The 22,512-nt window shown below is 61.8% G+C and carries 21 protein-coding genes; 7 read left to right on the forward strand and 14 right to left on the reverse strand.

From position 1 onward, the window contains the following. Nucleotides 1-289: 289 nt before the first annotated feature. From glpK to GX181_03485, 7 genes are all read left to right on the forward strand, one after another. Entirely contained in the window at nt 290-1,798 is a 1,509-nt protein-coding gene (gene glpK / locus GX181_03455) for a glycerol kinase GlpK (protein ID NLM71004.1), read from the forward strand. Nucleotides 1,799-1,856: 58 nt separating this feature from the next. Continuing rightward, a complete protein-coding gene (locus GX181_03460; protein NLM71005.1) occupies nt 1,857-2,114 on the forward strand; it encodes an HPr family phosphocarrier protein in 258 nt (85 codons plus the stop codon). A gap of 104 nt (nt 2,115-2,218) precedes the next feature. Further along, nucleotides 2,219-3,223 carry a TRAP transporter substrate-binding protein DctP gene (gene dctP / locus GX181_03465; GenBank protein ID NLM71006.1) on the forward strand — a complete coding sequence of 335 codons (1,005 nt, stop codon included), beginning with the start codon at nt 2,219-2,221 and terminating at the stop codon, nt 3,221-3,223. Nucleotides 3,224-3,381: 158 nt separating this feature from the next. Beyond that, entirely contained in the window at nt 3,382-3,870 is a 489-nt protein-coding gene (locus GX181_03470; GenBank protein NLM71007.1) for a TRAP transporter small permease, read from the forward strand. Then, nucleotides 3,870-5,153: a TRAP transporter large permease gene (locus GX181_03475; GenBank protein NLM71008.1), complete on the forward strand. Its 1,284-nt coding sequence runs from the start codon at nt 3,870-3,872 to the stop codon at nt 5,151-5,153. Before GX181_03470 ends, GX181_03475 begins: the two co-directional genes overlap by 1 nt. A gap of 2 nt (nt 5,154-5,155) precedes the next feature. Beyond that, on the forward strand, nt 5,156-5,881 hold the full coding sequence (locus GX181_03480) for a glycerophosphodiester phosphodiesterase (GenBank protein NLM71009.1): 726 nt from the start codon (nt 5,156-5,158) through the stop codon (nt 5,879-5,881). 46 nt (nt 5,882-5,927) lie between these two features. Further along, nucleotides 5,928-6,977: a Gfo/Idh/MocA family oxidoreductase gene (locus GX181_03485; GenBank protein ID NLM71010.1), complete on the forward strand. Its 1,050-nt coding sequence runs from the start codon at nt 5,928-5,930 to the stop codon at nt 6,975-6,977. 153 nt (nt 6,978-7,130) lie between these two features. Here GX181_03485 and GX181_03490 read toward each other — a convergent pair whose 3' ends face one another. The 14 genes from GX181_03490 to GX181_03555 form a co-directional block, all read right to left on the reverse strand. Then, the gene (locus tag GX181_03490) at nt 7,131-7,985 is read right to left on the reverse strand and encodes an ABC transporter permease (protein ID NLM71011.1); all 855 of its coding nucleotides are present in this window, start codon (nt 7,983-7,985) and stop codon (nt 7,131-7,133) included. Then, nucleotides 7,982-8,827, reverse strand: coding sequence for an ABC transporter permease (locus tag GX181_03495; protein NLM71012.1), 846 nt, complete (start codon nt 8,825-8,827; stop codon nt 7,982-7,984). Before GX181_03495 ends, GX181_03490 begins: the two co-directional genes overlap by 4 nt. Next, the gene (locus GX181_03500; protein ID NLM71013.1) at nt 8,817-9,926 is read right to left on the reverse strand and encodes an ABC transporter ATP-binding protein; all 1,110 of its coding nucleotides are present in this window, start codon (nt 9,924-9,926) and stop codon (nt 8,817-8,819) included. Before GX181_03500 ends, GX181_03495 begins: the two co-directional genes overlap by 11 nt. A gap of 72 nt (nt 9,927-9,998) precedes the next feature. Then, nucleotides 9,999-11,066: an extracellular solute-binding protein gene (locus GX181_03505; protein NLM71014.1), complete on the reverse strand. Its 1,068-nt coding sequence runs from the start codon at nt 11,064-11,066 to the stop codon at nt 9,999-10,001. 161 nt (nt 11,067-11,227) lie between these two features. Beyond that, nucleotides 11,228-11,668, reverse strand: a complete 441-nt coding sequence (locus GX181_03510) for a signal peptidase II (GenBank protein ID NLM71015.1) — start codon at nt 11,666-11,668, stop codon at nt 11,228-11,230. Beyond that, complete coding sequence (locus tag GX181_03515; protein ID NLM71016.1) at nt 11,665-13,884, reverse strand: HD domain-containing protein; 2,220 nt, start codon at nt 13,882-13,884, stop codon at nt 11,665-11,667. Before GX181_03515 ends, GX181_03510 begins: the two co-directional genes overlap by 4 nt. After that, complete coding sequence (locus GX181_03520) at nt 13,881-15,026, reverse strand: ABC transporter substrate-binding protein (protein NLM71017.1); 1,146 nt, start codon at nt 15,024-15,026, stop codon at nt 13,881-13,883. Before GX181_03520 ends, GX181_03515 begins: the two co-directional genes overlap by 4 nt. Nucleotides 15,027-15,336: 310 nt before the next feature. After that, a complete protein-coding gene (locus GX181_03525) occupies nt 15,337-16,710 on the reverse strand; it encodes a V-type ATP synthase subunit B (GenBank protein NLM71018.1) in 1,374 nt (457 codons plus the stop codon). Further along, the gene (locus tag GX181_03530) at nt 16,707-18,500 is read right to left on the reverse strand and encodes a V-type ATP synthase subunit A (GenBank protein ID NLM71019.1); all 1,794 of its coding nucleotides are present in this window, start codon (nt 18,498-18,500) and stop codon (nt 16,707-16,709) included. The genes GX181_03525 and GX181_03530 overlap by 4 nt, the downstream gene beginning before the upstream one ends. Before the next feature lie 10 nt (nt 18,501-18,510). Then, nucleotides 18,511-19,158, reverse strand: coding sequence for an ATPase (locus tag GX181_03535; GenBank protein ID NLM71020.1), 648 nt, complete (start codon nt 19,156-19,158; stop codon nt 18,511-18,513). Beyond that, nucleotides 19,155-19,469: an ATP synthase subunit F gene (locus GX181_03540; protein ID NLM71021.1), complete on the reverse strand. Its 315-nt coding sequence runs from the start codon at nt 19,467-19,469 to the stop codon at nt 19,155-19,157. Before GX181_03540 ends, GX181_03535 begins: the two co-directional genes overlap by 4 nt. Before the next feature lie 3 nt (nt 19,470-19,472). After that, the gene (locus tag GX181_03545) at nt 19,473-19,889 is read right to left on the reverse strand and encodes an ATPase (protein NLM71022.1); all 417 of its coding nucleotides are present in this window, start codon (nt 19,887-19,889) and stop codon (nt 19,473-19,475) included. 165 nt (nt 19,890-20,054) lie between these two features. After that, nucleotides 20,055-22,010 (reverse strand): ATPase, encoded by a 1,956-nt coding sequence (locus GX181_03550; GenBank protein ID NLM71023.1) that lies wholly within the window; start codon nt 22,008-22,010, stop codon nt 20,055-20,057. After that, a partial coding sequence (locus tag GX181_03555; protein ID NLM71024.1) for a V-type ATPase subunit occupies nt 21,998-22,512 on the reverse strand: 515 nt, incomplete at its 5' end. The genes GX181_03555 and GX181_03550, both read right to left, overlap by 13 nt.

Raw genomic sequence — 22,512 nt, forward strand, 5'->3', positions numbered from 1 at the left:
CCTGTATTTCCGACTGCCCGGCCGGATCCCTCCTCGCCTGCGGCTCGTTCGGGACGACACTGCCAGCCTTCAGTCGTTTGCAGCTAAATCTTACCATCACACGCTCCGACAGTCGATATCGCGTTGCCCCTCGGCCGTTTGACGTTGACAACCGCATGGAATGCAGGATATCATGAACCGACCGAATAATCATGCTGAAGCAGGCGCGACATTCGCGCTGTTCTTTGCAGGTCGCGTCCGGGCGAATATGCGAATATCCGGAGCTACAACGGAGAGGGTGGAAGCCGGCATGTCAAAAAAGAAGTATGTCCTGGCGATCGACCAGGGTACCACCAGCAGCAGGGCGATAGTGTTCGACCTTGAGGGGACTCCTGTCAACTCGCACCAGATGGAGCACGAGCAGATCTTCCCCGCTCCCGGATGGGTGGAGCATAATGCGATGGAGATCTGGTCGAGAGTGAGGGACGTCATACGCGAGGTCGTGGACAAGAACGGGGTCGGACCGGGCGCTATCGGCGCAATAGGGATAACCAACCAGCGAGAGACGACCGTCGTCTGGGACAAGAGCACCGGAAGGCCCGTGTGCAACGCGATCGTCTGGCAGTGCATGAGGACCCAGGACTTCTGCGAGGAGTGGAAAAAGGCACCCGGCTGGGAGGAAAAGGTTAACGACATCACCGGCCTGGTCATCAACCCTTACTTCTCCGGCACGAAGATAAAGTGGATACTGGACAACGTGCCCGGCGTCCGCGAGAGGGCCGAGGACGGAGAGGTCCTGTTCGGGAACATGGATACCTGGGTCACATGGAATCTCACCGGCGGCCCGGATGGAGGCGTCCACGTAACCGACGTCACCAACGCCTCGCGTACCCTCCTTATGAACATAGAGACCCTGCAGTGGGATTCGGAGATGCTTGGCTTCCTCGGCATCCCCGAGGCTATGCTGCCTGCGATAAAGCCGAGCAGCCACGTCTACGGGTACACATCCGATAAAATTGCCGGCTCGGATATCCCCGTTTCCGGCATACTCGGCGATCAGCAGGCGGCTCTCTTCGGCCAGACCTGCTTTTCCCCCGGGGAGGCCAAGAACACCTACGGCACCGGCTGTTTCATGCTGCTGAACATCGGCGACAGGCCCGCGCGCTCGAAGAACGGGCTGCTCACCACAGTCGCCTACGGGCTGGAGGAGGGCAGTGCGGTCTATGCCCTCGAGGGCTCGATCGCCATCGCGGGCGCAGCGGTGCAGTGGCTTCGCGACAACCTGCGCCTGTTCGACGACGCCCCGGACTCGGAGTGGTTCGCGGGCAAGGTGGAGGACAGCGGTGGAATCTACTTCGTCCCCGCCTTCTCCGGGCTGTACGCCCCCTACTGGGACATGAGCGCTCGCGGGGCCGTGGTCGGCCTGACGCGGTACATCACTAAGGAGCACCTCATCCGTGCGACGCTTGAGAGCATCTGCTACCAGACTCGCGACGTGCAGGAGGCGATGGACGCCGACTCGGGCGTGCCGCTCAGTGCACTGAAGGTCGACGGTGGAGCCGTGAAGAACAACCTGCTGATGCAGATACAGGCCGATATCCTGGGCGTGCCGGTCATACGGCCGGTTGTGAACGAAACTACCGCCCTTGGTGCCGCTTACGCCGCTGGGCTTGCGGCGGGCCTCTGGAGCAGCATGGACGAGCTGCGCAGCCATTGGAAGGCGGACAGGGAGTTCGGTCCGTCGCTGCCGGCCGACAGGCGCGATGAGATGTACGAGGGTTGGAAGAAGGCCGTGGACAAGTCCAGGGGCTGGGTCTGACCCCGCCGCCCGGACATAGTCGCGACGCTCGACCTGACTCGGTGCAGGAGGATATACAATGAGAAAAGAGGTCACGGTTCAAAATCCTCACGGGCTGCACGCCCGTCCGGCGGCGAAGTTTGTCCAGGCCGCTTCGTCGGCGCCCGGAGAGGTGAAGATAGAGAAGGGAGGCAAGGAGGCGAACGCCAAGAGCATCCTGTCTATCATGTCGCTTGGCGTTTCGAAGGGGGACACGGTGGCGCTCTCCGCGGACGGGGAGGGAGCTGAGGAGCTGTTGTCGGCGCTCGAGGAGATATTAGTCAAGGGTACGGAGTGACATAGGTTGGAGTTTTTAGTAAAATGTAGTGTGCCGGCCCGAGCGGACAGGTCGCTGAAAGCCGGCGAAGAGCCCCACATCATACAGCAAGGAGAGTGTTGTGAATGAAACGGAGAGTTAGTACTGTAATCGTGCTTCTTGTGTGCCTGCTTTTCACAGCGGCGGGAGCGGCCAGCGCTTCGGACTACAAGCTGGTGCTGCGACTCAGCCACGTCTTCTCCCCCGACGAGCAGTTGACCAAGTCGATGGACTGGGTGGCCGAGAGGATCTACAATAGGACGAACGGCGCAATCGAGATTCAGACCTTCCCGCAGGCGCAGATAGCAGTCTACAAGGACGGGATGGAGCAGGTCGTGCGCGGTGCGGACTTCATCTCGGTGGAGGACCCGTCCTACGTCGGAGACTACGTTCCGGACTTCATAGCGCTGGTCGGGCCGATGCTCTACAACTCGTACGACGAGTATGTCGAGATCATAAAGACCGACCTCGTGCAGGACATGATCAAGAGGGCCGAGGAAAAAGGGATCAAGATACTGGCGCTCGAGTACGTGTTCGGCTTCCGCAACGTCATCACCAACAAGCTGGTCGAGAGGCCCGAGGACCTCAAGGGCGTGAAGATCCGCACCCCCGGAAGCCAGCTCTTCATCCAGACCCTGACCGAGATGGGCGCGACCGTCACCCCCCTTCCCTGGGCGGAGACCCTTCCCGGCGTGCAGCAGGGCATAGTGGACGGGATCGAGGGCTCGGAGTTCACCAACATAGGAACGAAGGTCTATGAGCTGCTCAAGAACGTCGCCCGCACGCAGCACTTCCTCGGCACCTGCGGAGTCTACATCTCCACCCAGGTGTGGGACAAGATCCCGGAGGAGTACCGCGAGATCGTAGCCGACGAGTTCACCAAGGGTGCGCTCGAGATGGTCGATATCGGCAAGAGGGACCTCGGCGAGGTAACGGAGAAGCTGGAGTCCTACGGAGTCAAGTTCAACGAGGTCGACAAGAAGGCCTTCGTCGAGGCCACCAAGAGCATCTACGAGACCTTCCCCGGTCTGACGCCCGGCATCTACGACAGGCTCCAGGAGGAGCTCGAGAAGATCAGGGAGAGACTTTAACCCGACAGGCGGGACGGCGACCGGCGGTACGGATGCTCCGGTCGTTGTGTCGTGCATGTAGAAACTGAGCTGTCGCAGAAGTCTTGGAGATTGTTACGATCGGTGCGGCAGGGCGATCTCGCCCTGCCGCGGGTTCATCCAGTGAGGGGTTGCCTGCCATGAAAAAAATCGTGCGCACGATCCTCGTCTACGCCGAGGAGATAGTAAGCGCGTTCTTCATAAGCATCACCGTGAGCATGGTCATAGTGAACGTCTTCTTCCGATATGTGCTCAACAGGGGGATATTCTGGTCGGAGGAGGTGGCCACCATCGCCTTCGTGTGGAGCGTCTTCGTCGGTGCGGCGGCCTGCCACAAGCACAAGATGCACATAAGCATCGACCTCTTCTCCAGGCTGGCCCCAAAGCCGCTGAAAAAATCGGTCAGGATGCTCGCACATCTGATCATGATAGTCCTCAACACATACATAGTCTACCTGAGCGTCGTCTTCGTGCGGGCCTCATCGATCAAGCCGACCGCGGTGCTCGGCATCTCGTCCAGTTATGTCAGCTCGGCCGTGCTGGTCGGCTTCGCCCTGATGACGATCCACTCGGTGGGCTTCTTCTTCAAGGAGCTGCGCGGCGGCATGCCCGCGGAGGAGGGAGCCTGATGGAGTTTCTGCCCGTCGTCGTGGTCTTCGTGCTCTACTTCTCCGGCATCCCGATCGCCTTCGCCCTGTTCGGGGCCGCGCTGTCCTACTTCACATTCATCAACACGGGAAGCCCGGTGGACCTTATACTGCAGCGCTTCATCACCAGCACCGCCTCCTTCCCGCTGCTCGCCGTTCCCTTCTTCATAATGGCCGGCTCGGTCATGAACTACGCCGGGATAAGCAACCGGCTCATGAGCATGGCGGACGTGCTCACCGGACACATGACCGGGGGGCTCGCCCAGGTGAATGTCATGCTCAGCACGCTCATGGGCGGTGTTACAGGCTCGGCCAACGCCGACGCCGCGATGGAGAGCAAGATCCTGGTGCCGGAGATGGTCGCCAGGGGGTACGACAAGGCCTTCTCCGCTGCCATCACAGCCGCCTCGTCCGCGATAGCCCCCGTCATACCGCCGGGGATCAACCTGATAATCTACGCCCTGATAGCACGGGTGTCGGTGGACAAGATCTTCATGGGAGGCTACGTCCCGGGGCTGATCATGTGCTGCTCGCTGATGATCGCGGTTCACTTCATCTCCAAGAGAAGGGGATACAAGCCCTCGCGCGAGAAGAGGGCGACATTCGGAGAGGTGATGCGCCAGCTCCGCCAGTCCGGCTGGGCCCTCTTCATGCCGCTCGGCATCATCCTGGGCCTCCGCTTCGGCATGTTCACACCCACGGAGGCGGGCGCCGTCGCTGTGGTCTACTGCGTGCTTGTGGGCTTCTTCGTCTACCGCGAGCTGCGACCGCACCACTTCATCGAGGTGCTCAAAGACACGGTCTACGGCACAAGCACCGTGCTGCTGGTCATAGTCGCGGCGTCGGTGTTCGGCTACTACATGAGCTGGGAGCGCATACCGCAGACCATGGCGAGACTGCTGCTCGACATAGCCGACAACAAGTATGCCATGCTCATGGTGATAAACGTGCTGCTGCTGATACTCGGGATGTTCCTGGAGGGGGGCGCCCTGATGATCATACTGGCGCCGCTGCTGGTCCCTGTGGTCACGGGGCTGGGCGTCGATCCGCTTCACTTCGGCCTTGTGATAATCGTCAACATAATGATAGGCGGTATCACCCCGCCCTTCGGGTCCATGATGTTCACCACCTGCGGGATCACCGGAGTGGCGATACCCGACTTTGTCAGGGAGAGCATACCGTTCATAATAGCGCTCATCATCGCCCTGATCATAATAACGTACATCCCGGCTCTGACGCTCTTCCTGCCGGGACTGCTGGGCTAGCCATGCTGGTGTTCGGACACAGGGGGGCGTCGGGTTATGCCCCGGAGAACACGCTTCCCGCCTTCGAACTGGGGATAAAGCAGGGCTGCAACGGATTCGAGTTCGACGTGCAGCTCACATTGGACGGGGTCGCGGTCGTGATCCACGACTGGGATGTCGACCGCACCACGGACGGCTCGGGCGAAGTGCGCGCCCTGGACTACGAGGAGATACTCTCCCTCGACGCAGGGTCGTGGTTCGGCCCGCAGTTCGCCGGAGCGCGAGTGCCGCGCCTGGAGGAGCTGTTCGAACTGATCCCGGAGGGAATGCCGCTGAATCTCGAGATGAAGACCCGCCCCGGCGACCGTCCGGGGCTGGAGGAGCATGTTGCGTCTTTGATACAGGAGTACGACAAGACGGGGAGCGTCATAGTCTCATCCTTCAACCACGGGAGCCTGGTGGAGCTTCACAGGATCGCCCCGGAGATAAAGAAGGGACTCCTGTACGAGGGAGTGCTGGTCTCGCCGCTCGCCTACGGGAGGCGCGTAGTGCCGGACCTGTTGTACAGCTTGCACCCATGCCACGACTACGTGGATAGCTCCACGACGGAATCGGCGCACCGAGAAGGCGTCAAGGTCGCCTGCTGGACGGTTAACGAACCGGACAGAGCCCTGGAGCTGAAGCGGATGGGTGTGGACATAGCGATAACCAATTACCCGGACAGGCTGCTGGCCGCGCTGGAGGATTGAATCGTCATCCCGACTGAATTAAATACTCTCACGGAGGTAATCTGAAATGCGCTCTTTCGCACTAGCCGGCTGCGGCCGGATCAGTAAAAACCACATAGACACCTTGGGCGAACTTGAAAAAGAGGGCCGGGCGAAGCTCGTAGCCTGCTACGACTCCATCCCCGCGTTGGCCGATTCGGTCGCCGAGGCCACGGGCTGCCGCGCCTTCAGGTCGATCGACGAGATGCTTGAGTCCGTCCCGGGCGGCGTGCTCACGATATGCACCCCTTCCGGCCTGCACCCTGCCCACGTCGAGACCGCCGCCCGTCACGGTGTCCATGCCCTGTCGGAGAAGCCCGCCGGGACCAGCCTGGAGGCGGTCGACCGAGCCATCGACGCGTGCGACGAAAACGGAGTCTCATACTTCATAGTCAAGCAGAACCGATTCAACAAGACCGTAGCCCTCGTCAGACAGGCGCTGGAGGCCGGGCGCTTCGGCCGCCTCTACCTGCTGTCCTCCAACGTCTACTGGAGCCGCCCGCAGGACTACTACGACCTGGCCCGCTGGCGCGGGACCTGGGAGCTCGACGGGGGCGCGCTAACCAACCAGGCGTCGCACTACGTGGACATAATCCAGTGGATGGGAGGCGCCGTCGAGTCCGTCCAGGCCTTATCCGCCACTCTCGCTCGCCGCATCGAGGCCGAGGACACCATTGTCGTCAACCTCAAGTACCGCAGCGGCGCGCTCGGCAGCATCAACGTCACCAATCTCGTCTATCCCAAGAACCTCGAGGGCAGCCTCACCCTGCTGGGCGAGCGAGGCACAGTGCGCATCGGCGGTGTCGCCCTCAACAAAATCGAGCATTGGGAGTTCGACTCGCCCGACCCCATGGACAGCCGGATAGACGAGGTCAACACCGACCCTGACAGCGTGTACGGCTTCGGACACCTGCCCTACTATCGCCACGTACTCGATGCTCTCGACGGCAAGGAACAGGCGCTGCTCACCGGTCGCGAGGGCCGCAAGAGCGTGGAGATAATCCAGGCTGCCTATGAATCCGCCCGAACCGGCGAGGCGGTGAGGTTAAAGGGAAGAAGAGCGAAGGGAAGCCGCTGATAGAACGAGCACAGCCACCATCGTCATCCCGAACGAGCATAGCCACTATTGTCATCCCGAATGAACATGAGGGATCTAAGCAGGCGACACGAACGGACGCTTTTCCGTTCGTGTCGTTCACTTTTCCCGAGGAGCGCAGCGAAGAGGGTCCGCTCAGACTTCCTTTCTGCTGACCCACAGGTTGGCGACCGCGAAGATCGACGTGCCCGCTATCAGCAGGAAGGAGATCGCGTTTATCACCGGGGTGGAGCCGTCGCGTACCTGCATGTACATGTTTATCGGCAGGGTGGCCTGCGACCCCACGGTGAAGACGGTCGTGTTGAAGTTCTCGAACGACATCAGGAAGGCGACCGCCGCTCCACCGACTATCGAGGGCCTCAGGTACTTCAGCGTGACGTACCACAGCACCTCGGCCCGGTTCGCGCCTAAATTGTACGCGGCCTCCTCCAGCGAGCGGTCGAACTTCTTCAGCCTCGCGGAGACCACAAGCGCCACGATTGTCGAGATGAAGGACGACTGCCCCAGCACCACCAGCCAGAAGCCGGGCGCGAGCCACCTGATGTAGATCCCGAGTGCGTCCTCGATCATTATCCCCGCCGTGTTCGCGAACATCAGTATGGATATGCCGAGGATCACTCCGGGGATGACCAGCGGGGCTATCATCAGGAAGTAGAGAGCCCCCTTGAAGCGAAAGTCCTCCTGCTCGAACAGAAAGGCGGCGCAGGTCCCTAGGAAGGTCGAGATGACGGTCACAGCCAAAGCGGTTCTGAACGACGTGGCTATGCTGCGCAGGTTGATCTGGTCTTTGAATATGCCTAGCTTCTTCGGCCCTTCGCCGAAGAACCAGTCGAGGGTGAACCCCTCCCACGGCAGCGACGGGTACATGGAGTCGTTGAAGGCCAGCACCATCGTCACGATCAGCGGTGCGAACAGGATGACGAAGTAGAGGGCCATGAATACGCGAAAACCGATGTCGTATCTCCTGGAGGTTGGAAGCGACCTGATCATTTGACCACATCCTTCAGCTTCTGGCCGGTGAGCTTGAGTCCGAGCCAGATGATGAGCGAGGAGAGCAGCAGCAGTAGGAAGCCGAACGCCGCCCCCTGGTTCCAGTTGAAGTAGAGGATTATCTGGTTGTAGATCTGCTCCGTGAACCAGAGCGAGTTCTTCCCGCCCATCAGGTTCGGCGTCAGGTAGCTCCCCAGCGCCAGCATGAACACGATTATCCCGCCCGAGACCAGGCCCGGCGCGCAGTGGGGGATGATGATCGTGCGCCAGATAGCGGTCTTCGACGCCCCAAGATCGTAGGCCGCCTCGATGAGCGCGTCGTCCAGCGCGTCCATGACCCCTATCACCGGTACCACCATGAAGAGCATGCTCGTGTAGACCAGCCCCATCACCATGGTCACGTCGTTGTACAGCATCTCCACCGGCTTGTCGATCAGGCCAAGCGATACGAAAAGTTGATTGATGACGCCGCTCTCGCGCAGCAGGATTATCCAGCCGTAGACCCTGATCAGCTCGCTCACCCAGAAGGGGACCAGCACCAGCAGCATCAGAAAACCGCTTGCTCGCACCTTCGCGACCTTGGTGATGTAGAAGGCCACAGGCAACGCCAGGGCCATCGCCACGAAGGTCACCAGGATGGAGTAGCCCGCCGTTCGTACGAAGGTCAGCCAGTAGATGGGCTCCTTGAAGAAGGCCGAGTAGTTGACCATGGTGAAGCCGTCGCTGCCCGAGGAGGAGAAGGAGAGGCGCAGCAACTCCAGGTGGGGCAGCACTATCAGCAGGCCGAGCCAGAGGGCCACGGGAGTGAAGAAGAAGTAGAACCCCGCCCTGCTACTCTTCATCGTACATCTTCCAGTCTTCGGCGGGGAAGCAGAGGGAAGCGGACGGGTTCCATCCCACGCGAATCCTGTCCCTCGCCCTTATGTGGTCGAACTGCCTGGTCTGCGGCAGGGCGACGGTAAACTCGTCCGGAGATCCGTCAGGGGAGACCAGCAGGCGGCTGTTGCCTCCGTCGAACAGGATAGCTTTAACGGCGACCGGCAGGGAGTTGAAGCGCTCGTCCTCCTCCGGCGGGTTGATGACCATCGACTCGGGCCGCACGAAGAGGTCGTATGACGCCTCTTCGTCGACGCCGCCGTCCGGCTCGGGGACCTTCAGGCCGAACCGGCCGGAGTAGTTGGCGAGGATCTTCCCGTCGCTCCTGCGCAGAGTCACCGGCAGCTTGTTGTTCGCGCCGACGAACTGGGCCACGAAGGAGGAGCGGGGCGAATGGTAAAGCTCCTGCGGCGAGCCTATCTGCTCGAAGATCCCGTTGTTCATCACGGCGACCGTGTCGCTCATGACCATCGCCTCGGACTGGTCGTGAGTTATGTAGACGAAGGTCGTCCCCACCTTGGACTGAAGCGCCTTCAGCTCTACCTTCATGTGCTCGCGCAGCTTCGCGTCCAGTGCGCCGAGCGGTTCGTCAAGCAGCAGCACCGCGGGCTCCAGCACGAGGCAGCGCGCTATGGCTATTCTCTGCTTCTGCCCGCCGGAGAGCTGGTGTATCTCCTTCTTACCTGAGCCGGGAAGGCCGACCCGCTCGAGCATGTCCTCGACCTTGCGTTCTACGGATGTCCCCTTCTCGCCGCGGCGGCGGAGGCCGAAGGCCACGTTTTCGAAGACGTTCATCATGGGAAAGAGGGCCAGGTTCTGAAAGACCAGGTTCACCGGGCGCCTGTTCGGCGCGACTCCTTCCATATCGACGTCGTTAAGCAGAATCGTCCCCTCGTCCTGCCGGTAAAACCCGGCTATCATCCTCAGCAGGGTGGTCTTGCCGCAGCCGGAAGGGCCGAGTATGGAGAAGAAGCTGCCGTCCTCTACGTCGAAGGATACTCCATCAACCGCTGTGAAGCTGCCGAAGCGCTTCGTCAGGTTACGAATGGAGAGAGCGTTTTGCATGGGCGGTCACCTCTGAAGGGAGACCGGCGACGGTCCTTCGTCCGAAGTCCGCCGCCGGTCCGTTGTATCGGCCTATCTGGCCGCTTTTATCTTGTCGAGGGTCTTACCCTCCATCTCCTCTATGCCCGCCGGAACGGTCGGGTACCAGTTGATATTCGCCAGTACCTCGGGCGGCAGGCCGCGCTCGAAGTTAGCCTTGATCTCCTCGTCCAGGAACTTCACCGCGTCCTTGGACGCAGTCGCGTAGGTCTCGAGGTTGGTGTAAAGTGCCGCGTTCTCCGGGCGGAGCATGAAGTTGATGTACTTGTAGGCCGCCTCCACGTTCTCCGAGCGAGCCGGGATCGCGAATGTGTCGACCCACGCCAGGGCGCCGCTCTCGGGGGCAAGATAGTCGATGTCGGGGTTCTCCGCGTGCAGCTTCCAACCCGCCTGCTCCCACGCCGACGCTGCCCACACCTCGCCGGAGCGAAGAAGCTGAAGCAGCTGGTCGCCGTTGTCCCAGTAGGTCTTGACCGCAGGCTTGCCCTCGATCAGCACCTTCTCCATCTCGTCGAGGAACTTCTGGTACTCCTCGGGCTTGTCGTAGAGGGAGAACGGGTCGTATCCGAGCGAGAAGCCCATGCCTATGAGGGTCGGCCTCTTCATCCTGTAGGAGACCCTGGCCTCATACTTCGGGTCAAGCAGATCCTTGAAGTCCTTGATGTCAGGCGCGAGCTTCCTGTTGAGCACCAGCCCCTCGGTGCCGTAGATGTGCGGCACGGCGTAGGACTCCCCGTTCACTAAGGTGTTCTTCTTGACCGCCTCCAGCAGGGAGGGGTCGATCTGGTCGACTTCGATCTTCGAGTAGTCGATCGGCTGGTAGATCCCGTACTGCTCGACCACGGAGGAGATACGGTCCTGAGACGGCTGGGCGAGGTCGAAGCCTCCGCCCCGGGTCGCCCGCAGCTTGCTGATCATCTCCTCGTTGTTGCTCAGGGTGATCTCCACCTGGATGCCCGTCTCCTCGGTGAACTTGTCCACCAGCTCCTGAGGAGCGTATCCGGACCAGGTGATCACCCGCAGCACGGATGCCTCCGAAACTCCCGCCAGCAGAGGCAGGGTCAGGGCGATGACGCAGAACGCTGTCAACAACCTCTTCATACAAATCCCTCCTATTTTAAAAATATTGGGAAAGCGCCGACAAACCGACCTATGAATCGACTTGTGGCGTCGTCCGCTTATTAATTCTAGTTGCATCGTTCGGTGAAGTCAACAGAAAAATGTCGCCGAGGTCCTAAAGAGAGGTGGCGCCTGCGGCGAACTTATCGCTTTCGCAGGAGGTCCAGGATGAAGATCACGCCCCCGAGGCAGAGGAGGATGTCGGCTACATTCACAGTGAGCGGGCCGACCTTTAACCAGTCTACCACGTGGCCGTAAGTGAGCCTGTCCGCAATGTTCCCGGCGGCGCCCGCATACAACAGGGGCCAGGCGATCGAGCCGCGCATGTCCGTCAATATCCTGTGCATCGCGGCCAGTAGCAGAATGGCGGAGATGCTCATAAGCAGCGCCATGTTCGGCGAGGAACGGAGGAAGGAGAAGGCGACCCCCCGGTTGAAGCGGAGGGCCAGTGAGAGCAGGCCGGCTTTGCCTCCCTCGAGGGTCGCCGGTGTCGGTTCCAGAGTGGCCAGAGCCCACTTGCCGAGGACCAGGTGAGCCGTCAGGCCGGCCGCGAAGAGCGGAAGGCTCGCGTAACGCCTCGTCATCTCCGAGGCGGCGAGTGGAAGTAGTGGGTGTCCCGCTCGTCCTTGTACTCCTCGAAGACTGCCTCGAACTCATGGGCCACTCGCTCGAAGGCCCTGAGCACTGCGGGATCGAAGTGTTCGGGGTTCACCCTGCCGTCCCCCACGAGGATTATCCTCATCGACTCCTCGTGACTCAGGGGTGGCTTGTACGACCTAGCCGAGCGCAGGGCGTCGTAGATGTCCGCTATGGTGGCGATGCGCCCCTCCCAGGGTATCTCTTCTCCGCGCAGGCCGAACGGGTAGCCGCTTCCGTCCCACTTCTCGTGGTGGGTGAGGCAGACGTTCCTGGCCATTTTCAGCCAAGAGGCGTCCCCCAGTATGTCCGCTCCCCACTGGGGGTGCTTCTTTATCTCCTCGAACTCCTCCTCTGTGAGGGGGCCGGGCTTCACCAGTATCCCGTGGGGAATCTTGAGCTTGCCTATGTCGTGAAGGCGCGCAAACAGTGCTATATCGGCCTGTTCGGCAGCGTTCCTACCTATTTCCCTAGCGAGCAGGCGGCAGTACTCGCCTATGCGATCGATATGAGCCTCCGTCTCGTCGTGGTATATCCCGGTTACGAACTGAAGTTTCTCGGCCAGGTAAGCGTAGGACGCCTTCACCTCTCGCCTCAGCTTCTCGCCGTGGACCAGTCCGCCGAGGAAGGATGCGACCGGTCCCAGCGTCTCGATCATGAAAGAGTCCTTCCTCATCGGCCTGTCGAAGGCGATCTCGAGCACTCCCTCCTCCTCGCCCGCCTGGAAGAGAGGGATGAGCAGCTCGCTTCTCACCATGGGGTGAACGGGATAAGCGGTCGGGTGCGCTTGAACGTCCTCCACCCATACGGGGGTCTTCGCCAGGATGCTCTCCGCCGCGGCCAACCCGGTCTTTTTGACGACGCTGTTTGCCGTGAGCTCCCCGTTGTAGCCCTCCCAGGCCGCCAGCCTGAAATAGTCCCCCTCGACGGTTGTGATGAGGACTCCGAACGCGTCGAGATCATACAGAAGGGTGTTCAGCGTGGACGATATGGCACCCTCCACGTCCTGCGACCGAGCGAAGGAGCGGGAGTACTCCAGGGTGCGCTCCCAGAGACTCTCCCTTCCGCGCAGCTTGTTGTTCACCTGCTCCAGTTCCTGGTTCATGGCCTCCGTCTCCTGGTTGAAGGCGGAGAGCTCCTCCTGCTGGTGCAGGATCACCTCGAAGAGGTTTTTGAGGTGGCCCACGAACTGGTTCGTCTCCTTGACCATCGATGGTTTAAAGTCAGAGAAGCGGTTCGTTATGGTAAAAAGTGCCTCTGCGCCCCTGAGGGTGTCCCTGGCGTCTATCTGCGAGAGCTGAAAGCTCATCTCGTTCGCAAGCCTCTCTATTCTCGTTATGCTGCTCAGCACGCTCTTCTGCCAAAGTGCGAGCAGCAGCAGGAGAGCCGCGAGCGCGACGACGAAGAGTGCGCTGGCCGAGAAGATCGATGACACGGACGAGGCCACGAGCGGCAGGAGGGGGTATGCCATGCTGAAAGTGAGGCCGTAGACCAATGACTCCTGCCTCAGCATGACCCATGATCCCTGGTACGACTTGACCATCTCCCATCCTTCCTTGGCCGTATCCTTCTGAAAGATGAACCCGCGCGCCATCAGATGCTTAGACAATGCGGGGGACACCTGCGCCTCTCCCAGCCATACTATCTGTCCGACGTTGTTGGAGATTATCGGTATAAGGGAGTGGTCGCCCAGGCTGTTCAGCTCGTCGAAGTCGAGCCTGATAGCTGCGAAGACATCTTTTCCCATGACGTTGCGCACGCCGGTCAGAAGGTTGCGCCCGTAGACGTCGACCAGGTCGCTCACCTGCCACTCCTTAGACAGCAGCTCCTCCGAAAGAGCCATTCCCTCGTGAAGCCAGCCCTTCAGCACCCTCCCGACCCTGTCGCCATCGAGGACCGCGGCGACGAGCACGTCCAGACCCGTGTCGCAGGTATCCGCCCCTCCTACGATGGCGCGAAGCCCCTCCTCCCTCTTCTCTGCCTGTTTGCGCAGCATCAGGGAGGCCATCTGCAGAGCGTAGTCGCCCTGCTTCTCTATGACTCCGAGCTGGGCCTGGATCTTCGAATAGAGGCTTATAGCGCCCTGGACACAGAATATGATCACAAGGCACAATACGACAAATGAAAACAGGGGTTTTATGGAGAAGCTCAGACGATCCTTCACGGCACCACCCCTCCCGGGCGGGCAGAAGATGATGTATCGGAGGCTGCGCCGCCCCTTGCCCAGTGGCCCGATCTCAGGGTGAATATCTGCCCCCTATGGCGGAGATCTCCGTTTTTATCCACGGGAAACACGCCTCCGATGGTCTCCACTGATTCCAACTCGGACAGAGCGGTGGCGACGGCCTGTTTATCGCTCGACCCGGACATCTTCACCGCCGCGTCGAGCATCGCCACCGTGTCGTAGCCGATCGCCAGGATCATCCGAGGGATGCTGGATGTGTAGGTATTTCTGACGAACCGGACAAACTCGTTACCGGGAGAATCCCAGGCGATGTCCGTGTAGGACGCCGTGAACGCCCCGTCGCCGAGCGGACCCGCAAGAAGGGGAATCCTGTGCGACACGGCCCAGTTGGAGAGGAAAACGGGGATGCCGGGAAAACGGTGGCGCAGTTCCCGCAGCGCCACGGAACAGAGCCAGTCCGGCAGGACAAGCAAAACCGCATCCATGTCCTGCGCATAATCTTGCAGGTCCTCGATGCGAGTCTTCAGATCGCTGCTGAAGGAGACGATCTTTAGGGGCGGGGTGCCTATCGCCGACTGGAAATCTCGGATGAAGTCCTGGACGTGAGAGGCCGCAAAACCGCTGACTATGACGGCATAAGCCTTGATGCCCCTGTCGCGGGCCTCTTCGCCCAGCTCCCTGCCGCCGTTCTCGGGGCGGGGTCGGAACACTAGATCATCCGGCCGGGCAAGGCTGTGCCCGGAGGCCAGGCTTATAAAGGATATGCCCTGTCTCCTGGAGGCGTCCGCCAGTAGCGACGCGAAGGGAGCATTGATGCCCCCTATAACTGCGGCGGATTTTCTGGCCGCCGCCCTCTCTATGGCATTATAGACGTTCATATCGGACTCTCGTGTCGGGATGAAACGGTGTGTCTTCGAGCGAGCATTGAAGAATTCCATGGCCAGGACGACCGACTGCAGTGCCTGCTTGGAAACAACCGCTCCCGAGATATCCTTGTCGTCGTAGAACAGAGTCACCGGCACCTCGAGTCTATCGTCGGAAAAAAAGAAACCTGCGATAAAGATCGCCGCGAAAAGAATACCGACCGCTGCAGCGATGGTTGCAATAGCGCGTATTCTCATAGAACACCCTCTTTTCTCCAGGGGCTTCAACCTGTCCAATCTCGGGCCCGAAAAAGCGGAAACGCATTTTCGAGGGAGAAGATTTGAACAGAACTCGACTATTATAGCAAAGCTTTCACACAATGAGTCTGTCGTAAAAGCCTCCCGAACGACCGCATTATTGACAGTCATGACGAACATATACCGATCAGCCGCATTGTAAAACACAAGAAGCCCCGGTGCAAGACCCATCCTGAGTAGGGACCAAGGTCCCTCCGAGGCTGCGCATCGTTCCGTCATCCCGACGACTGCAGGGAGGAGGGATCTCCCGCTACTCCCTCCTGATGAACCTCGCAAGGTCGTCCATCGACAGGTGCGTCAGCTCTTGCACCGGAAGGGTGGAGAGCAGATCCCAGCCCATGTCGAGGGACTGCGCTATCTCGCGGCTCTCCGTCGCCCCCTGGCTCAGGAATCCTCTCTCGAAGGCCTCTCCGAAGGCCAGCGACTGCTGGTCCGCCTTGCTCAGCTCGTCCGCGCCGACCACGCCGGCGAGCGCTCTCACCTCGTGCACTCTGCTGTATGAGGCGAACAGCTGCCCGGCGAGGTTGGGGTGGTCTTCTCTTGTGTATCCGTGTCCTATACCGTCCTTCATCAGGCGCGACAGGCTCGGCAGTATCTCGACCGGCGGGTAGATTCCCCGCGCCTCCAGCTCCCGCGACAGGACTATCTGTCCCTCGGTGATGAAGCCCGTCAGGTCGGGCACGGGGTGGGTTATGTCGTCGTTGGGCATGGTCAGTATCGGGATCTGGGTCACGCTGCCGCGCCCGTTGCGCAGGACTCCGGCCCTCTCGTACAGTGACGCAAGGTCGCTGTACAGGTACGAGGGGTACCCCTTGCGGCTGGGCACCTCTCCCCTCGCGACCGACAGCTCTCGCAGCGCCTCGCAGTAGCTGGTCATGTCGGTCATTATCACCAGCACGTGCATCCCGAGGTCGAAGGCCAGGTATTCCGCGGTCGTCAGCGCCAGCCTCGGCGTGGCGATACGCTCCACGGGCGGGTCGTCCGCCAGGTTCAGGAAGAGGACCAGGTTGGTCCCGTGCCCCCCGGCGGTCAGCCTGTCCCTGAAGTATGCCGCGTCGTCGTGCTTTATCCCTATCCCCGCGAAGACCACGGCGAAGTTCTCGGCCCCGGCGAGCTTGGACTGGGTCGCGATCTGCACGGCGAGCGAATTGTGCGGCAGACCGTTGCCGGAGAATATCGGCAGCTTCTGCCCGCGTATCAGGGTCAACAGCACGTCGATGGAGGAGATCCCGGTGGAGATGAAGTCCCTCGGGTACTCCCTTCCCATCGGGTTGATCGCCGCGCCTCCCACCGGCCTTCGCACTCCGCCCAGCACCGGGCCGCAGTCGTCCAGCGGTGCCCCCAGCCCGGAGAAGGTCCGTCCCAGCATGGCGGGGGAGAGGGATATCTCCAGCTCCCGCCCCGTGAACCGTACCGAGGTCGCCGCGGGCGAAAGCCCCTCGGTCCCCGAGAACACCTGCACGAGGGTCGCCTTGTCGCTGACAAGCACCACTCGCCCCGCGCGCGGCGTTCCGTCGGGCGAGCGCACCTCGACAATCTCGTCGAAGCTCGCGTGGGGTATTTCCCCCAGCATCACGAAAGGGCCGGATATACTCCTCACTCCGACATACTCGGCATCGCTCATCTCAATCCCACGCTCCCCGCCGCTCGCGTGGCCAGACGCTCGCGGTCAATCTCCATCATTCGCCTGAGCAGCCTTCTCTTCAGGTCGTCGAACGCCTCCGGCTCCTCCCAGGGCAGCTCCCTGAGGTGCGCCAGCTCCACCAGCTCGTCCATCTTCCTGAGTGGCGACAGGGGACATCCACGCGCCAGAAGCCTTTTCGCCCTCTCGTGGAAGTCCAGCATGATGCTCAGGATCGCGATCCCCTTCGGCGGGGGACAGTAGGAGTCCGTTCCGAAGGCCCCCTGCTGCAGGTAGCCGTTTTTCAGCAGCGACGCAGTCAGGGCTGTCAGTTTCTGATCGTCGGGGAGCACGTCCTCTCCTACAAGCCTGATGATCTGCTGTATGGAGTCGTCCTCCGCCAGCAGAGCCCGCGCCTTGTCGCGCAGAATTCCCCAGGAGGAGTCGACGTTGGACTCGTACCAGTCCTTAACCTCGTCGCCGTACTCGCTGTAGGAGTCGGTCCAGCTTATCGCCGGGAAGTGGCGAGACCGCGCCAGCTGCTGGTCCAGCGCCCAGAAGCAGCGGATGAAGCGCTTGGTGTGCCTGGTCACCGGCTCGGTGAAATCGCCCCCCGGAGGGGAGACCGCGCCAATTATCGAGATGCTCCCCTCGAACCCGCCCAGCGTGGACACCCTCCCCGCCCTCTCGTAGAACTCGGCTATCCTGGTCGGCAGATAGGCCGGGAAGCCCTCCTCCGCAGGTATCTCGCCCAGCCGCCCGGATATCTCTCGCAGGGCCTCCGCCCAGCGGGAGGTCGAGTCGGCCATAAGAGCAACGTCGTAGCCCATGTCCCGGTAGTACTCCGCTATGGTGATGCCTGTGTAGATGGATGCCTCTCGCGCCGCCACCGGCATGTTCGACGTGTTGGCTATCAGCACCGTGCGCTCCATCAACGGCCTGCCCGAGCGAGGATCCTCAAGGACGGGGAACTCCTCCAGCACCTGGGTCATCTCGTTTCCCCGCTCGCCGCAGCCTATGTAGACGACTATCTGGGCGTCGCTCCACTTGGCCAGCTGGTGCTGAGTTACTGTCTTGCCCGTGCCGAATCCGCCCGGAATTGCCGCGACGCCTCCCTTCGAGATGGGGAAGAGACCGTCGATCACCCTCTGACCGGTGAGCAGCGGCTCGTCGGGGAGCAGACGCTCCGCGACCGGGCGCGGTGTGCGCACCGGCCAGTTGGAGATCATCGGTACGACTCGACTGCGCCCTCTGCCGTCGCGCAGGCGGGCGACCGCCTCCGTCCCCCTGTGGAAGCCGGCCGGCAGGATGGAGACTATCTCCCCCTCAACCCCCGGCGGGGTCATTATCCGGTGTTCGACCAGCGCTGTCTCGCGGATCACGGCCAGAGGCGTGCCCTCGGTGACCACGTCGCCGACCTTCCCGAGAGGAGTCACCTCCCAGGATGCGTCAGGGTCGAGCTGGAAGATCGAAGTGCCGCGCGAGATGAAGGCGCCCTCTTTCTCAAGCAGCTTGCCCAACGGGCGTCCGATGCCGTCGAAGATCGAGCCCAGCAGACCGGGCCCGAGAGCCATCGACAGGGGCGCGCCGGAGCCCTCCACCGGCTCGCCGGCGCGGAGCCCGGTCGTCTCCTCGTAGATCTGGATGACCGCCTCGTCCCCGTCCAGCCGGATTATCTCGCCGAGCAGTGCGAGCTCCCCCGCGCGCACCATCTCCCTCATGAAGAACTCCCTCATGCCGGATGCACGCACCACGGGGCCGTTGACTGAGACTATCCTTCCAGCGTTTCTCATGACCAGCTCCTCATAGGGCCGCCAGGAGGCGCTCCGCCAGGGCCTCCTTCATCTCCATGGATACGTTGTGCCAGTCCGCCCTCGAGCGCCACGATCCGTCCGGCGCCTCCAGAAGGACCCCTCCGGTGATGGCGGCGGGGGCGGGGTTGTACTCGAACTTGGGCCCCGGCAGCAGGGCGGCCGCCCTTCGCACGACCTCCCTGCCCAGGTGGGCGTCCTCCGCCGCCACGGAGAGCTTTATCACGCTTCCGGGCTGCAGGCCGGAAGCCGCGGACACCGCCAAGCCGGCCAGTATATCGATGTAGTTTTCGTGGTAGCGGAGCGCGGTAAGTTCGTGCTGCAGCATCATAATTGCCTCGTCCAGCAGGCTGTTCTGCAGGCGCAGCCTCTCCTTGCCTCGTGCCGCCTCGGCTCCGGCTATCTGCCTCTTTGCTATCTCCTCGGCTCGCCTTACGGCCTCCGAGTGGATCTGCTCCACCAGGCGTTCGACTTCCGCGCTCCTCTCCTCGAACATCGAGGCGGCCTCGCGCCTCGCTGTCTCCAGTATCGCGTCCCCCTCCTCGTCGCCGTGCTTCAGCAACAGGCTCTTAAGGGACGACAGCTTCTCCGGATTGCCAAGCTCGTAGCTCTTTCCGGCGGATGTCGAAATCTCGGTCAATTTATCCTCACTCCTATCGCCTCGCGGATGTACCGCGTCAGAAAGTCCGCCTCCCGCCGTGCGCCGTGCCTGTCCGGGATGATCACGAGCAGGGGGAGCTCCTCTCGCTCGCGCAGGGACTTCACCATGGCCGGAACCTGCTCCGCCGCCCTCTCGGTCATCACGAGCACACCGACGTCGTGACGCCTGGTCAGCACGTCCTCCACTGCGGCGGCCGTCTCGTCCGCGCCGACGGCCAGCACGCCGGGGATCCCGGCGAGCCGTAGCAGCACCAGAGAATCGTGGTTGTCACTGACGAGAAAGCCCTTCATCCGCTAAAGCTTGCCCAGTATCAGCAGGGAGACTATCACGCCGTAGATGGCGATTCCCTCCGCCAGCCCAAGGTAGATCAGGGTGGTGCCCAGCATAGCTGGCTTCTCGCCCACTACTCCCAGCGCCGCCGCTCCCACCACGGCCACCGCTATCCCCGCGCCCAAACAGGCCAGTCCCGTGGCCAGGCTCGCTCCCAGGAAGCCGAGCCCCGCCGCCGCGCCCGTCGCGATAGATTCCGCCTCCGCCGCCGAGGCCGCCGTGGAGATTGTCAGAGCGGCCGACAGGGCGAGCAGGACGAGCATGCTCAGCATGAAGAGCGCGAGCACGGCCCTTGGGCGGCGTATCGTCCTCCCCCGGAGGAGCCTGCCGGCAGCACAGGTGGCCAAGGCTCCGGCGACCAAAAGAATTGCACCAGTCATATTTATTAACCTCCTAGACAAAGGTCGGATCCCTCGTCGCTGCGCTCCTCGGGATGACGTAAAAAAGCTGCGCTCCTCGGGATGACGTAAAAAAGCTGTGCTCCGCGGGATGACGTAAAAAAAGCTGTGCTCCTCGAGACGACTTGCACGCGGAGAGTGGCGTCCCTACTCGCTCCGCCATGTGACGGGGCGAAATGGCGCGCCCCCTCCGTGGTAGAACTTGCCGAAGAACTCGTAGTACTCCAGTCGCAAAGTCTGTATAAAGACTATCAGCCCCTCCAGCCCAACTATGATGGCGTTTCCGACGATCAGCACCGCCGCGCGGAAGAGCGCCCCGCCGGGCAGGGAGTGGACCATGTCGCTCAGCATGAACACCGCCGCCGACAGCCCTGCGTGGTTCAGCGCGAAGGCCGCCAGTCTGACGAACGACGCCGTGTTGCTCAGGAACGACAGCAGGGAGTGGAAGACCGAGAAGGTGTGAACCACGGCGCCCTCTGCACCCTCCTGCGGGCCGAAGATCAGCCTCTCCAGCACCCCGCCGAACAGGATCACCAAGAAGAGAAAACCCGCAGCGGCGGACAGGGCGGTCGGCACTCCGCCGGACGTGAAGGCGATCAGCCCTGCGGCCGCGGCGGTCCAGTAGAAGAGCAGCCCCGCGACCCCCTCGCCTCCGAACAGCATCTTGCCAATACGTCCCTTTCGCCACTGGGCTATGATGTTGATCAGCACTCCCAAACTCATGAAGGCCACCCCGGCGAACAGGGACGTCTGGATCAGGCGGTCTATCCCGTGCATCGGAGAGGTCCAGAGCGACGGCAGGATCTCCTCGGAGCCGAAGACGCTGCCGTAGAGGAAGCCGAACAGCATCGCCGCGACCCCCGCTATTCCTATCACGGAGGCGAAGGCGCGATTCATGACCCCCCTTCTCTCCATGAGCCATGCCCCTGCGGTCAGAAGCAGGCCGTGCCCGACGTCGCCGAACATGAAGCCGAAGAAGAGGCAGAAGCTGAGCGCAACCATCGGTGACGGGTCGGTCTCGCCGTAGGACGGCAGGCTGTACAGGGCGACTATCTCCTGGAAGGTCCGCACCAGGAAGTTGTTCTTCAGCAGGGTCGGCAGAGTCCGACCGCGGCCCTCGAGCTCCACGTCGCTCTCGGTCAGCAAAAGGGTATCCGGCCCGACCTGGTCCAAGATCTCCTCGACCTTTGGCAGGGTGGGGGCGGGGATCACGCCCGACAGTACGAAGATCTCCCCTATCTCCCCCCGTTCGCGGCACAGGGAGTAGACCCTCTGCATCGTGAACACCGAACAGTAGAGTTTCTCCAGTTCCGTCCTGTGCTTCTCAAGGTAGTTCCTGGGCGCCTCGCTCACGGCGCGCGCCTCCCGCGACAGGGCGGACGTCTCCTCCTTCAGGCGCTCGCGAAGGTTCTCGCCCGCGCCTTCGAACACCTCGCCGAGCTCGTACTCCACCATCTGCAGCGAGCGGAAGAGTTTTTGAGCCTCCGGGTGGTAGCTGCGCGAGCAGAAGATGACCGCGAGCACGTACCCCTTGTCCTCCACCACTGGAAAAGCCAGCAGGGGGGTTACGTCCTCCATCTCCTCCAGTCGCTTGTAGCTATCGGCGGTCAGCCTGCCGAACGTGATGGACAGGTAGCGAGGCTTCAGCGCCTGCTCGACCCCCCGTCCCGCGGCCGCGAGCTCGTCCAGGAAGATGCCCGCAGCGGTCAGCTTGTCGGTCTTCTCCTCGATCGCCTCGGAGCGCTCCCTCCACTGGGCGAGCATTCTCTGAAGGGATTTCACCTGCTCGGATGCCTCCTCGATAGAGAGGGACGGAATGCTCCTGGCGCAGCCCTCGCCTCTTGCCTCGCTCGTGGACGTCTCCGGATCGGGCGGCGACTCCCCCGGGATCAGCCTGAACACGGAGTTCAAACTGTCCAGCAGTTCGTCGTAGGGGTTGCCGCGGAACGACACGACCCTCGCGAACCTTCCTCCCTGCCTGCCGAGGACGGAGTGAAGGGGCGTCGGTTCGAAGTTCCCCAGGGAGAGCAGTTCTGCCGAGACAAGCTCGATCTCTTTTCTGGGGCCCACCATGGAGACCCCCATCATCTCTACGACGGCCACTCTTTTCCTCCCTCCCTTCCAGCCGCGCCGGCACCCGGATTGATGAGAAAGCCACGCAGCCTCCGTGTATCGTAATGATACCGCACTCCTTCAATGATGGTGAACAGATCCTTTACCTCCAACTCTCTCAGCGTCAAGTACGCCAATGGCACGTGAACACCCGCCGATCCCGACCGGAAGATCTCAGAGGCAGCGCTCCACAGGAACCGGTACAGGTCGTGCTCAAGCTCCATCTCCACCAACGATACGGCCGTCGCGTCCCCGCCCGGGGCGTCCTCCGGGAAGGCCGCTCCGTAGCGGCTCTCCCTCATCAGCGCGACCATCGACCCAGCGTCCGGCGCGAAGGCGAAGGTGGTCAGCGCCTCGAAGCCGAGCCTGTATCTAACGGGCAGGGTCATCGCCAGCGCCTCCTCCGGCGACATCCTGAAGAACCTCCTGCCTCGATAGATCCAGTAGATGTTGATCAGGTCCACCCTGACGCCGAACAGCCGCCTCACCCACC

Source organism: Synergistaceae bacterium (assembly GCA_012521675.1).
GTDB lineage: Bacteria > Synergistota > Synergistia > Synergistales > Aminobacteriaceae > JAAYLU01.

Excerpts from the sequence above, each read along its gene's own strand:
- glpK (NLM71004.1), top strand. The coding sequence starts at position 290 with ATGTCAAAAAAGAAGTATGTCCTGGCGATCGACCAGGGTACCACCAGC.
- GX181_03460 (NLM71005.1), top strand. The coding sequence starts at position 1,857 with ATGAGAAAAGAGGTCACGGTTCAAAATCCTCACGGGCTGCACGCCCGT.
- dctP (NLM71006.1), top strand. The coding sequence starts at position 2,219 with ATGAAACGGAGAGTTAGTACTGTAATCGTGCTTCTTGTGTGCCTGCTT.
- GX181_03470 (NLM71007.1), top strand. The coding sequence starts at position 3,382 with ATGAAAAAAATCGTGCGCACGATCCTCGTCTACGCCGAGGAGATAGTA.
- GX181_03475 (NLM71008.1), top strand. The coding sequence starts at position 3,870 with ATGGAGTTTCTGCCCGTCGTCGTGGTCTTCGTGCTCTACTTCTCCGGC.
- GX181_03480 (NLM71009.1), top strand. The coding sequence starts at position 5,156 with ATGCTGGTGTTCGGACACAGGGGGGCGTCGGGTTATGCCCCGGAGAAC.
- GX181_03485 (NLM71010.1), top strand. The coding sequence starts at position 5,928 with ATGCGCTCTTTCGCACTAGCCGGCTGCGGCCGGATCAGTAAAAACCAC.
- GX181_03490 (NLM71011.1), bottom strand. The coding sequence starts at position 7,985 with ATGATCAGGTCGCTTCCAACCTCCAGGAGATACGACATCGGTTTTCGC.
- GX181_03495 (NLM71012.1), bottom strand. The coding sequence starts at position 8,827 with ATGAAGAGTAGCAGGGCGGGGTTCTACTTCTTCTTCACTCCCGTGGCC.
- GX181_03500 (NLM71013.1), bottom strand. The coding sequence starts at position 9,926 with ATGCAAAACGCTCTCTCCATTCGTAACCTGACGAAGCGCTTCGGCAGC.
- GX181_03505 (NLM71014.1), bottom strand. The coding sequence starts at position 11,066 with ATGAAGAGGTTGTTGACAGCGTTCTGCGTCATCGCCCTGACCCTGCCT.
- GX181_03510 (NLM71015.1), bottom strand. The coding sequence starts at position 11,668 with ATGACGAGGCGTTACGCGAGCCTTCCGCTCTTCGCGGCCGGCCTGACG.
- GX181_03520 (NLM71017.1), bottom strand. The coding sequence starts at position 15,026 with ATGAGAATACGCGCTATTGCAACCATCGCTGCAGCGGTCGGTATTCTT.
- GX181_03525 (NLM71018.1), bottom strand. The coding sequence starts at position 16,710 with ATGAGCGATGCCGAGTATGTCGGAGTGAGGAGTATATCCGGCCCTTTC.
- GX181_03530 (NLM71019.1), bottom strand. The coding sequence starts at position 18,500 with ATGAGAAACGCTGGAAGGATAGTCTCAGTCAACGGCCCCGTGGTGCGT.
- GX181_03540 (NLM71021.1), bottom strand. The coding sequence starts at position 19,469 with ATGAAGGGCTTTCTCGTCAGTGACAACCACGATTCTCTGGTGCTGCTA.
- GX181_03545 (NLM71022.1), bottom strand. The coding sequence starts at position 19,889 with ATGACTGGTGCAATTCTTTTGGTCGCCGGAGCCTTGGCCACCTGTGCT.